Origin of the sequence: Paenibacillus sp. 19GGS1-52, from assembly GCF_022369515.1 — a bacterium.
GTDB lineage: Bacteria > Bacillota > Bacilli > Paenibacillales > Paenibacillaceae > Paenibacillus_AQ.
Genome location: NZ_CP059724.1, coordinates 1,550,667 through 1,563,648, shown reverse-complemented (window position 1 = coordinate 1,563,648; position 12,982 = coordinate 1,550,667). Strand labels below are relative to the sequence as shown.

Genomic DNA, 12,982 nt, shown 5'->3' with positions numbered 1-12,982 from the left:
AACAGCTTATCCTAAATTGTGGATGGAGAGGTGACTGATTATGGGTGATGCCAAAATGCCTTACAGTCTGAACAGCAAAGCCGTCGCAGAAGCGACTAATGCCTGGCTAATTAAACGGGGTGTACGATTGGAGGAAATTGCCGAGCTTGTCATCCTGCTGCAAAAGAAATATTATCCGAATTTAACAATGGAGGAATGTATCCATAACGTAGAGATGGTGCTGAGCAAGCGAGAGGTGCAAAATGCGGTGCTAACCGGGATTCAATTGGATGTGCTCGCTGAAGAGGGCAAGCTATTCTCCCCTCTGCAGGAAATGATCCAAAATGATGAAGGATTGTACGGGGTCGATGAAATTCTAGCCTTCTCTATCGTTAACGTGTATGGCAGTATAGGATTTACTAACTATGGCTATGTGGACAAGCTGAAGCCTGGTGTGCTAGGACGCCTGAACGACAAAACCACCGGGCAAATCCACACCTATCTTGATGATATTGTGGGAGCCGTAGCCGCTGCTGCCAGCAGCCGGATTGCACATCGTAAGCAGGCAGAGCGTGAGCAACAGCTTGGATTGCCACATCCCCCCGAGGAAAGTGATGAGTCTCATTCGAAATCCCTTTAAACCTAAAACAAAGCAAAGAAGCCATCACTCACTGTAACATGGGAGATGGCTTCTTTAATATTAGGCCTATTATGATCTACACCGAATCGGCGGAGACTATGTAATGGGCTAATCCATGCTAATATCACTTTTGCTTGCCGCTGCAAATACAATGAAACCGCCCAACTCGGTCACTATTGCCCGTTCCCTGCGCACCAATTCCACCAAATGAGCCAATGTCTCACTCATGGCAAAACGCAGCTGATGCACAGTGGTTACCCGGCTGCGGAACAGAGCTTCGCAAGCAGCGAAGGCACTTAAAGGACCGCTGGCAAGCAACCTTTCCGCCGTCTCCAGCCGCTCCTCATGATGCAGGAGCAAGCTGTCGATCCTGCCCGCGAAGTCAGAAAATGGCTCGCGATGGCCCGGGAACGCCATGCTAACCGTATAGCTGCGGAGCTCCTGCAGCCCTTGCAGGAAGGTCCGCAGCGGCTGCGGATCACTGCCCGGCAGCAGGCTGACATTGGGGGAGATTTGCGGCAATACAGCATCGCCACACAGCATTTGCCCACTTTCACCATGATAGAATGACACATGCCCTGGCGCATGCCCGCCACTAACAAGTGGCAGCCACTCTCGGCTGCCCATTCTAAAAGGTTCCGCAGGATTTATATAGGATACGTCAGGCTGAGGTGTGACCTGAGGCTCGAAGCTCTCTAAATGCTCTCTAATTCCACTCGTCAAATGCTCCGGCATTCCGTGCCCGGCAAAATAAAGAGGCAAGACTTTATTCATACTGGCAGTCTGGCCCCACATCAGCGCAGCCTCAGCATAAGCACGTTCCGACATCCAAACCTTGCATTCACAACGAGCTTGAAGCCAGCCAGCCAAACCATAATGATCGGGGTGATGATGCGTAACGACGATATCCCGTACCCTATCCCAAGACAAATCCAGCTCCTACAAGACATGTTCCCAAGCCCGTTCGGTCTCCAGATCATGTGGTCCAGGATCAATGATGGTGATCCTTCCATCCTTATCAGGCAGGATGTAGCTGTTCACTTGGCGCAGCGGCGAGTCCATCGGTACGGAAACCTGCAGAATATTTCCTTCCCAAGGAATAATGTCCGCCTTCGGCATGGTACCAACCTCTCTCCTATAACTTCTTCCAGAAACCATCTATAGCCGCAAGCCTCTAAAAATCATTCGTGTTGAATCTTCTGCAATATAGACATCTTCATTATAGCTGCCATGCACTGCCTTCAGCTGCAAGCCAGCTTCCTTTATCATCTCCTGAAATTTCTCCAGAGAATACAGCTTTACACGTTCATGGTATTGGCGAGGCGTTCCGTCACTTTTGGAAGTAAGAACAATATCCTTCATCACATAGCCGTCCTCGATTCGACGCGACTCGTCGATCAGGTTCTCTCCGTCCTCACGGGTGGAATGGGGGACAAGGTGGCGAATCACATGCGCAGGATTTAGAAAATCAATAATGAACTTTCCGCCAGGCTTCAGCATGCGGTGGATTTCACGCAGTACCTTTACCTGCTCTTCATCTTCTTCAAAGTAACCAAAAGAGGTGAACAGATTGACCACTGCGTCGAAGCCTCCTTCTAGCGGCAGCTTTCGCATATCGGAGCGCACCCAGGTGACTTCTTCAGCTCCATCCTGGGAACGTGCTTCGCGCAACAAAGGCTCTGACAGATCAACACCAGTAACCTCGTATCCTGCTTCCGAGAGCGCCAGCGAATGACGCCCCATACCACAGCATAAATCGAGCACCTTAGCACCAAGGGATAGATCCAGCCAGCCGATCATTTGCTCTACCTCCCGACGTGCTCCACCAAAGTCCCGATGTCTATATACGATCAGATAATCCTCTCCAAAGCTCTCTTCATACCATTCGCTCATGTTGCTTCTCCTCCCGCAGGCTGCTTCCTGCCACACCACTCTATGTATGATTATGTAACGCAATTGTACCGCCTTTTCCTCGTAAACTCAAAATAATCCCTTATTTCTCCATGCCTACTGCAAAAAAACATTGAAATTTTTCAAACGAAATCTGAATTCCCCTCCTCTAGAAAGCTTATATGATGACAATAAACCTTGGATTTTCCTTTTCTGTTATCGACCAGAAACTGCAACGATAATTAACGAAGGAAATCATAGGATTCCCTAGTATCCATGGATAGCTGGGACAGATAGTATTTTTAAACAAACGCCTATTATGTATTCGTTTACATTTTATTCTCAAAGGAGATTAGTCCATGAAATACAAACAGCAAACTAAGCTTCGCACCGTCTTATCTCTCTTGATGTCAGCAGCACTTCTATTGGGCCTCTGGCCAGCACAGCCCTCCGCTTTCGCGGCGGCCGTTGGAGATACAGTAACCGTATCACCTATTCCAGCATTGCAGGACGGAAAAAGGCCTGACTTCATCATGGGCGCAGACGTATCCGAGTTGTATGCCCTTGAGCAATCAGGCAAGAAATTCTATGATACCGACGGCACCGAGATGAGTGCCCTTGAGGTGATGCAAAAGCACGGCGTAAACTACATTCGCCTGCGGGTATGGAACGATCCTACTGACAAATTCGGCAATCCTATTGGCGGCGGCAACACTGATCTTGCCAGTGCGATAGTGACAGCGAAGGAAGCCAAACGACTCGGGATGGGCATCCTTTTAGATTTTCATTATAGTGATTTCTGGGCTGATCCCGGCGCTCAGGTGAAGCCTAAAGCGTGGACCAACCACACTGGAACTGTGCTTCAACAAGATGTCTATAATTTCACCTATCAATCTCTGCAGGCGATGAAGGCTGTGAACGCTCTGCCTGACATGGTGCAGATCGGCAATGAGATCAATCCCGGGTTGCTGCTTCCTGACGGTGGCGGAGCCGCGAAAGCAGCTCCATTCCTGCAGCAGGCCTCAAAAGCGGTAAGAGATACTGACCCTGCAATTCAGATCATGATTCATATGGCTGGTAACTCTAACGGACTTGCGTCCAGCTTCACGGGTAACTTAACTACCTGGACCACTGGCGCAACACTTGTAGATTTCGATATCATCGGGATCTCTGATTATCCGTTCTGGCACGGAACCATGGCTCAGAACAAAACCATTCTGGATACATTAGCAAGCACCTACAATAAAAAGGTTGCTGTAGCTGAAACCTCATACGGTTGGACTCTGGACGAAGGCGACGAACAGCTCAATACTTTTGGGCAGTCGCTGGCGACTGCAGCAGGTTATATACCAACACCACAAGGTCAAGCAGCCGAGGTCAGAGATGTAATCAACAACGTGGCCAATGTTCCAAATGAAAAGGGCATCGGTGTGTTCTATTGGGGTTCGGATTGGCTTCCTGGTGTGGACACCGGCTGGATTACCGGCCAAGGCAGTGGTTGGGAGAACCAGGCATTGTTCGACTTCAATGGCAAGGCCCTGCCATCCTTAGACGTATTTAATCTGGTCAGAGGAGCTGCCACCGCTCCAGCCGCGGAGCTTACAGGGACAGATACTGCTTTCGTGACTGCAGTAGCCGGAAGTGTACTCACCTTGCCAACAACGGTTGCGGGACAGTATAGTGACGGCTATTATAGGACGGCAACAGTGAGCGTATGGGATACTTCAAGTGTTGATTCAACGACACAAGGAATCTATACGGCTTATGGCACAATTGGTGGTATCACTGGGGCGGCCAAAGCCATTATAACCGTTGGACCTGCTCAGCCCACAAACTTAATTACGACGAATCCGGGCTTTGAGCTCGGGACAGCTTCAGGCTGGACTGGTGTATCTTCTCCATTTTCCGTGAAGAAAAGCACAAGTGATGCTCATTCTGGAAGCTACGCGCTGCACTTCAGCGCGGCAACAGCAAAAACAGCAACACGGACCCTCACAGGTATCGCAAATGGAACCTATACGTATTCCATTTGGGCAGAGGCCTATGGAGTGACCAGCGCAGATATTAACATCTACGCTACCGGCTTCGATAGTGCAGACACAACTAAAAAAGTATCCCAGAGCGTAACCTTGGGAAGTTGGGGCACCTGGAAACAATATTCCGTTACTGTTCCCGTAACGAGTGGACAAGCAACAATTGGTGTAAGCGTAACAGGGGCAGCCGGCCTATATGGAGATTTCGATGATAGTTATTTCGGTCTGCCTCCTGTACCAGGTGATGGCTCAACAGCAGTTCAAGCTGTAACAGCCTCCGCTCCAGACGGCTCTGCGTTAGCAGACAGTTCATCTGTTCCTGCTGGCGTGAAATATATTACTCTCTCAACAGCAACGCCAGGAGCAAAAATCTATTATACAACCGACGGTGACACACCAGCTTATTCAAGCGGGTCCAGCGAAACGCAATATTACACAGGACCGATTGCAGTGGCAGGAAATACCACCATTAAAGCCTATGCAACTGTACCCGGTTATATAAAAAGTGAAGTGTCTACCCTTTATTTCACAGCCAACTATCCCCAAGCCTCTTCACGGGTACCAGGCGGAGAGTTTGACACGGCAGGTAATCTAGAGGAATGGACGTTGGAAGGCGCCACCAAAGGAAATAATGAAGGTGTCTTTACGTTCGATACCAATAATAAAGGTACCTTCTCAGGTGAAAATGCCTTCAATTACTACTCGGCTTCAGCCTATACCTTTAAGCTGTCACAGAAGGTGACTGGTTTGCCGAATGGTAAATATACCCTGGCTGCTTACGCTTCGGGGCAAACTAATGTAACAACAGACGTGTACGGCAAATATACGAATACTGCAGCTATTGCTTCGCTTCAATTAAGTGGAACCACACCTGCGACGCAAAAATCCGTTAACGTCATTAATCAGGGCTGGAATGTTTGGCAGCCCTACAAGGTTGCTGACCTTGAGGTTACGGACGGTACGCTTCTGATAGCATTTGAGGGAACAGGAAGCGCCGGTTATTGGGGTTACCTCGATCACCTGACACTAACGAAGACTGGTGATTATCTGAGCGGGTCTATTTCTGGTAAAATTCAGGATAATACCGGCCAAGCCGTTGCCGGTGCAAGTGTGACCGTTAGTAAAGCTTCAGGATTGTATGGCTCGGTCGTAACGGATGTGTACGGCAGCTACCTCCTGAGCGGTGTTAAAGAAGGATCAGGCTACACCGTCACAGCCTCTAAAGCGGGCTTCATAAGTGCAGAATTACAAGATATTACTACGGCAACGGGTTCTTCCACAGATCAGGTGAATTTGACTCTGACCGGAACACCTGCTGTAAGCTCAATTTTCTTGAATGTTGAAGAAACCCCTATTGCCCTGCAAGCAGGAGACAGCTATTCACTGATTGCAGCGGTGGGTCCGGTTGATGCAACTATTAAGCGGGTACTATTCAACAGTAGCGACAGCAGTATAGCAAGAGTCACTTCTGTTACCTATAATGAGCTCGATGGCACGACACTCGCCACCGTCAAGGCGGTAGCAGCAGGAGAAGCAACCATCACCGCCACAAGTGCCGACGGCGGCCAAACGGCAGCAGCTCATTTCACCATCACAGGAATCGATGTTCAGCAACCGGATACGATCGCACCAAGTGAGGTAACAAATGCAAGTATTACTGCAGGCAACGGATATCTGAGTGTGTACTGGCAGGACCCCGCTGACGCTGATCTTGCCCAGATCAAGGTTACGGTTGTCAGCGATGCTGTCTATGCCACAAGCATGTTCAATAAAGGTACTCAGACCGCTTACCTTAACAGCTTGATGAACGGGACCCTATACAAGCTGTATATTCAGACAATTGATACCCAAGGGAACGAATCAGCAGGCATCGAACTAACGGGAACACCCGCTGCACCTAATATTCCTTACGTTCCAGTTGTAACTAGCGAAACAACGACACCTCCAAAACTAACTACGGTAAATCAATCTACCATTTCAGCTGAACCTAAGCCTGACGGACAAGGCTTGGCCTCTGTCACCGTGACTGCGGATGATATTAAGCAGGCAGGGTTAAATGCAACTGACTCGGTGATTGCGATCATGCTCAAACCTGCAGAGGGAACCCAAAGTGTATTGGTGAATATTCCTATTCAGCTGCTGAAGTCTGTAGCAGGCGGAACCAACATTGAAACCCTAAAGATAGATACCGGCTTTGCGACTCTATCGGTATCTACCGCTCTTCTCTTTAAAGCAGATGCTGGTTCAACTAACCTGCAGCTTATAGTTACAAAAGTAGACCCTTCAGCGCTTACGGACACCCAACTGAAGCTGTTGAATGGCAACAGCGTCTATGACTTTAACTTAAGCGTAGATGGCCGCAAGCTGACTGACTTTAACGGAAGCAGCGATGTTTCGGTAGAAATGGGCTATACGGCGAAAGCGAACGAAAATCCGCAACAAGTAGTCGTATATTTTGTAAGTGACGAGGGTAATCTCGAGGTCGTAAAGAATACGAAATATAATGCTGCAACTGGCAGAGTACAGTTCTCTCCGAAGCATTTCAGCAAGTATGCAGCTTCCTATGCTAAGGTCTCTTACAAAGACATGACCCATGCAGCCTGGGCAGCAGACAGCATCGCCGCCTTGAGTGCCAGAGGTATTGTTCAAGGCGTAGGCAACGATAGCTTTAATCCGGGTGGCAGCGTGACCCGAACAGCATTTATCTCTATGCTGATGGATGCCTTCGACCTTACTGAAGCTGGAAACACAGCTAAATTCAGCGATGTATTGAAAGATTCCTGGTACTATGACGCAGTAGCTACGGCACAAAAGCTGGGGATTGTAACCGGCAGGACAGATGGTAGCTTTGGTGTAAATGAGTTTATCTCCAGACAGGATATGGCCCTGTTAGTATACAAGACAGCTTCTTTGCTAGAATTGCAAACTACTGCAAATACAGCTTCTGTAAAATTCACCGATGCTGCAGTCATCGCCAGCTATGCAGCAGACGCAGTGAATAAACTGCAGACAGCAGGCTTTATAAACGGAGCTGGAAATGGAGCCTTCGAACCATTGGCGAAGACTAGCCGCGCCGAAGCAGCCGTTATTGTCTACCGGCTATATCAAGCACAATAAACACATTTTATCATTGGAGGGCTGACCCAAAAGCCATGAAATGGCTGCTTGGGTCAGCCCTGTTTTTTTACGTAGGATATACTTAGGATTTGTGAGTGAACACTCTGTGGACGGACCGCTGTTTAAGCGGGAGGTGGTTCTGTAATCTTTAAAAAACATAAAAAGAAACCTCTCTTTTGATAAAATGGAAGTGGGACCAACCATTTCAAAGGAGAGGTTTCTTTGTGCATTCAATATACCCTGTGGAGCAACTTTGCTTGCCAATGGATCTAGAAGAAGATATTCCAGACAACCACTTCGTTCGTGTCGTTAATACAGCTGTGAATCGGCTGGATGACGACATCTTTGACGTTCCCTACCCGGCTTTATTAGGGGTTAATGGTGGACCAGTGAGTGGGCCGAGTAAAGGCCGGAGGCAACAATGTGTTGGCATCACCCTTCGCCGCGTTGAGCTGGGCTTGGGTCAGAAAGATACTCTCCGTGAGGTTGGCACCTCTGAGATCAGTATCTCGTAAATCAGCCCCAATAAGATCTGCCACTCTAAGATCGGCATTTCTGAGGTCAGCGGCAATAAGGTAGGCCCCTCTTAAGTTGGCCCCTCTAAGATCGGCTCCTTTGAGCTTGGCACCGATGAGGTCAGCTCCCCGTTCGTAGGTTTTCTGACGCCTGGAACTATCCTTTTGCTGACGACGAGCTTCAGTTCGTACGAGTTCGCTGGTCTTTAGGAGTAGGACGTTCACAGCTGCTCGATGTGCCGCTACGTCTAACTTCATAAGAGAGTCTGGACTAAGGAGCGTGAGACGCTCCGTTTCATTTAGTGCAGCGCTGAGTTCAGCGTGAACTGGATAAGCCGGTTGCAGCGTAAGCGCTTCGGTAAGATACCACAGCAGCTCATGGAGATGCCACATGATTGGGAACACCTCGAACATTTGCTTCGCAGAGGCTGGAACCTGCCGCCAGTCGTTGCCGCCGAAGGTGTGTTGAGAGACCTTTTGCCCTGCACCGAAGCAGTCATACACCGTACATCCTCGAAAGCCCAGTTGCCGGAGGTTGTTATGAACGCTGCAGCGGTGATCCGTCTGCATGTTCACACAGGGATTTCCTGCTTCTTTATCCATCGCGAAGTCTGACGAAGTTGCAAAAGGCAACGCGGCACAACACAAGCCAAAGCAGCTCTCACAATCAGCTTGAAGACTAAGGCGGCTATTGTCAGGGAAAGACCCTGAATATACATAATTCTCAGACACTCTATAACCTCCGTAAGTACACCCTAGCCTCGTACGGACGAAGCTTCAGGTAGCTTAAATTCTCTTCTTTTTGGGGAATGTAATTGGATATCAACAGCTCCAGAGTCCCCGGTGCAATCTCGGACGGTAGCTCGAATACAGGTTCCCGCTCAAAAAAATTCAAAATGACCAGCAGTTGCTGATCCTCCAGCGTTCGGGTGTAGACATAAATTTCGGTGTCTTCGGGCAGCAACAGCTTATAGTCGCCATACACAATCACCTTATGCTTTTTGCGGAGCTCAATCAGTTTCTTGTAGTAATTGTAGATCGAGTCCGGATCCTTAACCGCGTTCGCTGCATTGATCTCCATATGATTCGAGTTTACCTTAATCCAAGGGACACCAGTCGTGAATCCGCCCTCGTCACCATCATCCCACTGCATCGGGGTGCGGGCGTTGTCCCGGCTTTTTTTATGAATGGCCGCCATAATCTCCGCTTCAGGAATACCGTTCAGACGCTTTTCTTCATAATAGTTCAACGTCTCCACATCCCGATAATCGTCAATGGAATCGAAGGCAATATTCGTCATACCAATTTCTTCACCCTGATAAATATATGGGGTGCCCTCCAGCATGTGCGTAAAGGTCGCAAGCATCTTGGCAGAAGGAATCCGGTAAAAGAGATCATTTCCGAAACGGGATACCGACCGCGGCTGGTCATGGTTGCATAAATAGTTCGCATTCCAGCCGCGGTTATGCAGAACCGTCTGCCAGTTGCTGATGATTTTTTTGAGTTCAAGCAGGCTCCAGGGCACCACATCCCACTTGCCACTGCCCGCTGAAGCAGCATCCAAGAACATATGCTCAAACTGAAAGGTCATGTTGAGTTCTCGGCGGCCGTCTCCTACATAATCCAGAGCCCGCTCCGGTCCAAGCCCCGAGGTCTCTCCTACAGTCATAATGTCATAAAAATAGAGCACTTGGTCATGCAAATTTTGCAACAAGGTATGTACATTCGCCAGATTAGAGAACATGTCATAGGCCCGCACAGTTTGGGTCCCACCCGGGTTAAGGGCATCCGGGAAACCCTCCGTCTTTACGATATGAGCAATCGCATCGAAGCGAAAGCCGTCAATCCCCTTTTTCAGCCACCACTGTACCATTTCATGCAGCTTATCAATTACGACAGGATTGTCCCAATTCAAGTCGGGCTGGTATTTGGAATACAGATGCAGATAATATTCATCTGTCTTTGGATCTAGCTCCCAGACCGAACCGCTGAAATAAGACTCCCAGTTATTCGGCGGGCCTCCATTTTTACCTTTTCTCCATATATAGTAGTCTCGTTTTGGATTATCCTTTGATGACCTAGATTCTATAAACCATGGGTGCTCGTGAGACGTATGGTTCAGCACCAAATCCATCATCAGCTTCATCCCGCGCGAATGCATTTCCTGTAGTAGCAGATCAAAATCATCCATCGTTCCGAATTCCTTCATAATGTCACAGTAATCGCTAATATCATAGCCATTATCATGATTAGGTGATTTATAAATAGGACATACCCAGATCACATCCACACCCAGATTCTGCAGGTAATCCAGCTTTGACATCATCCCGCGCAAATCTCCAATACCATCTCCATTGCTGTCCATAAAGCTGATCGGATAAATTTGATAAACAACACTTTCTTTCCACCATTTCGGGTTCATCTCACTGCCTCCTATGCCGAGCACATTACTATATTTTAACCACACAGACCAGAAGAATAACAAAATAATTATTAATCAGCGCTATTAGGTTGTTAGTGTTTGCTTTGTGATTTAATTGAAGATAATATGAGCAATAGTAGCCACATACATAAAATTTGAATTAAAATCCGAGTCATAACACGTTTAATTATACAAATGTTAAGGAGAGAAAAAAATAGGTCCACTCTGTTATACATTACCGCTCATCCACAGGATGAAGTCATTCGTCTTGATTTATACCAAACAAACATCCCTCATATGGATGCCGATGTTTTTAGCGGATGGGGAATTCTACAGAGTGGTCCGGTCTGGAACTTTCTATTCCCACCCGTGCTGAAGGCGTATTTTGATGCTGTCTCCGTGGCAAGCCTAGGAACGTCAAAAAAGCTGACCAACTGGCAGACATCACCAAGTATAATCAGCTTGTGCCTATCCTATTATTCAAGTTCAACCTGCATCTCTTTCCCGCTGCTGATCCTCCAGCGCCCATTCTACCAGCAAATAATCCGGAACATTCCCTTTATAGACCTCGGCATATTGCCTAACCCGCTCAAGCAGACGTCCAACCATATCTGGGCTGACTTCCAATCCCTGTCGTTTCAGCACATGCACTACACCACCGCTGCCAGAATGCTTACCCAGCACGAAATGGTGTTCTCTACCTACCTCTGACGGATCAAAGCTCTGATAGGTAGCTTTCTCCTTCATCAGGCCATCTACATGAATTCCGGACTCATGTGTGAATGCTAACTTCCCTACAATCGGCTTGGCATCGCTTAAGCTACGACCTGAAGCCGTAATAACTCTATCAGCAAGCGCCTTGAGATGCTCCGGCCGTACCACACACTCTCCGCCATACAGATAACGCCAAGCCATGGCTACTTCCTCCATCGCCGCATTGCCGGTCCGTTCGCCAATTCCCGCAACTGTGGTACTAGCCCAAGTCGCACCAGCAGAAATTCCGCTGAGTGTATTGGCAACAGCCAATCCAAAATCATTATGGCAATGCACCTCAAGCTCCACATCAGCAGGAACAGCCCCCAGCAAACTACGTACCCGCTCTGCCATTTGTCCCGGATGATGTGCAGATACTGTATCCGCATAACGGAACCAGCGGATACCTTCTTTATATAAAGCATTCACCAGTTCTATCAAGAATCCCATATTAGCTCTGGAGGAGTCCTCCATGCCTACCGAGACTGTCATTCCCATTCTCAAACCATATTCCACTGCATGCAGTAGCTTGTTCAGCCCTTCCGCGGGCGTTAGTGAAAGCTTGCCCTGCAGTTGAATTTCCGAGGTCGGAATGGAGATATGACTCCAGCTCACACCTGTTGCCCGTGCTTTATCAATATCGCTCACTACTGCTCGATTCCAGGTCATGATCTTCATGGGAAGATCCAACTCTGCTATGGCCGCAATATCCTCTTGCTCCCGTTTACCCATGGCAGGGATGCCTACCTCCGCTTGTTCTACTCCGCACTCCGACAGCATTTTTGCAATTTCCAGTTTCTCTGCCCTCGTGAACGAGACTCCAGCTGCCTGCTCACCATCCCTAAGTGTCGTGTCACAAAGCTTGAGACTTTTCACAGTTTACCTTCCTCTCCGCAACAAGCACATTTCGGATTACGGGTAACATGGACACTGTAACAGGTGAAGTCGAGTGAGTTGAAGCGATGCATTACACCTGCATATGTCGTCCCTACCCTTGTAATCCATTTTACGGCTTCCAGAGCTGCCAGGCAACCCGCTATACCAGAAGTAGCTCCCAAAACTGGAAACCCAAACGGCTCCCACTGGGGCTGAACATCCGGGTAAAGACATTCCAGACAAGGTGTTTCTCCAGGAATAATCGTCGTTAACGATATTTCAAAGCCATACATGGCTGCCTCTACCATAGGTGTTCCTGTATCTACACAAAGACGGTTCAATTCATATCTCTCCGGAAAATCATAGCGAGCGTCGATAACGATATCGGCGCTCTCTACCCAAGACTTAGATTTATCATATGCAATTTTGGAATTATAACCTTCAATTTCGACTTCTGGATTAAGCCGTTTAAGATGCTGTATCGCCGTACTCATGCGTTCCATCCCTAAATGATCGCTATCCATCAGGATTTGCCGATTCAGATCCGGTGGAAGAATAATCCCTTCATGTGCCAAAATAAGCTTGCCGATTCCCGCTGCTGCCAGATAAAGAGCGGCAGTTCCCCCAAGACCACCGATTCCAGCGATCATCACTGTCGCTTCCTTCAGTGCATTCTGTCCGCTATTCCCCAGCAGCTTCAGTTGCCGGGCATACCGTTCCAGCTCTATTCCTCCGGCAAGCTGCTGCTCCATCGCGT

At 48.4% G+C, this 12,982-nt stretch carries 9 protein-coding genes and 1 pseudogene; 3 read left to right on the top strand and 7 right to left on the bottom strand.

All coding sequences use genetic code 11. From position 1 onward, the window contains the following. Positions 1-40: 40 nt before the first annotated feature. On the top strand, positions 41-619 hold the full coding sequence (locus H1230_RS07365; RefSeq protein WP_239714873.1) for a phosphatidylglycerophosphatase A family protein: 579 nt from the start codon (positions 41-43) through the stop codon (positions 617-619). A 108-nt stretch (positions 620-727) separates the two neighbouring features. On the opposite strand, the gene H1230_RS07360 is transcribed toward H1230_RS07365, so the two are convergent. Genes H1230_RS07360 through H1230_RS07355 form a run of 3 tightly spaced genes read right to left on the bottom strand, consistent with a single transcriptional unit; the run spans position 728 to position 2,512 of the window. Continuing rightward, complete coding sequence (locus H1230_RS07360; RefSeq protein WP_345773407.1) at positions 728-1,549, bottom strand: MBL fold metallo-hydrolase; 822 nt, start codon at positions 1,547-1,549, stop codon at positions 728-730. Positions 1,550-1,558: 9 nt separating this feature from the next. After that, positions 1,559-1,738, bottom strand: coding sequence for an MBL fold metallo-hydrolase (locus tag H1230_RS31510; RefSeq protein WP_345773406.1), 180 nt, complete (start codon positions 1,736-1,738; stop codon positions 1,559-1,561). A 39-nt stretch (positions 1,739-1,777) separates the two neighbouring features. Further along, positions 1,778-2,512, bottom strand: coding sequence for a class I SAM-dependent methyltransferase (locus tag H1230_RS07355; RefSeq protein WP_239714872.1), 735 nt, complete (start codon positions 2,510-2,512; stop codon positions 1,778-1,780). A gap of 356 nt (positions 2,513-2,868) precedes the next feature. Here H1230_RS07355 and H1230_RS07350 point away from each other — a divergent pair, with 356 nt between their 5' ends. Then, positions 2,869-7,659, top strand: a complete 4,791-nt coding sequence (locus tag H1230_RS07350; RefSeq protein ID WP_239714871.1) for a glycosyl hydrolase 53 family protein — start codon at positions 2,869-2,871, stop codon at positions 7,657-7,659. A 368-nt stretch (positions 7,660-8,027) separates the two neighbouring features. Here the strand turns inward: H1230_RS07350 and H1230_RS07345 are convergent, their stop codons facing one another. Then, on the bottom strand, positions 8,028-8,906 hold the full coding sequence (locus H1230_RS07345) for a pentapeptide repeat-containing protein (protein ID WP_239714870.1): 879 nt from the start codon (positions 8,904-8,906) through the stop codon (positions 8,028-8,030). Position 8,907: 1 nt separating this feature from the next. Then, complete coding sequence (locus H1230_RS07340; RefSeq protein ID WP_239714869.1) at positions 8,908-10,596, bottom strand: glycoside hydrolase family 13 protein; 1,689 nt, start codon at positions 10,594-10,596, stop codon at positions 8,908-8,910. Positions 10,597-10,827: 231 nt separating this feature from the next. Here H1230_RS07340 and H1230_RS07335 point away from each other — a divergent pair. Next, a pseudogene (locus H1230_RS07335) lies at positions 10,828-11,028 on the top strand (FMN-dependent NADH-azoreductase); the annotation flags it as partial. Positions 11,029-11,082: 54 nt separating this feature from the next. On the opposite strand, the gene H1230_RS07330 reads toward H1230_RS07335, so the two are convergent. Together H1230_RS07330 and H1230_RS07325 are read right to left on the bottom strand one after the other, a co-directional pair. Next, positions 11,083-12,225, bottom strand: coding sequence for a homocitrate synthase/isopropylmalate synthase family protein (locus tag H1230_RS07330; protein ID WP_239714868.1), 1,143 nt, complete (start codon positions 12,223-12,225; stop codon positions 11,083-11,085). Beyond that, on the bottom strand, positions 12,222-12,977 hold the full coding sequence (locus tag H1230_RS07325; protein WP_239714867.1) for a HesA/MoeB/ThiF family protein: 756 nt from the start codon (positions 12,975-12,977) through the stop codon (positions 12,222-12,224). Before H1230_RS07325 ends, H1230_RS07330 begins: the two co-directional genes overlap by 4 nt. Positions 12,978-12,982 lie beyond the last annotated feature (5 nt).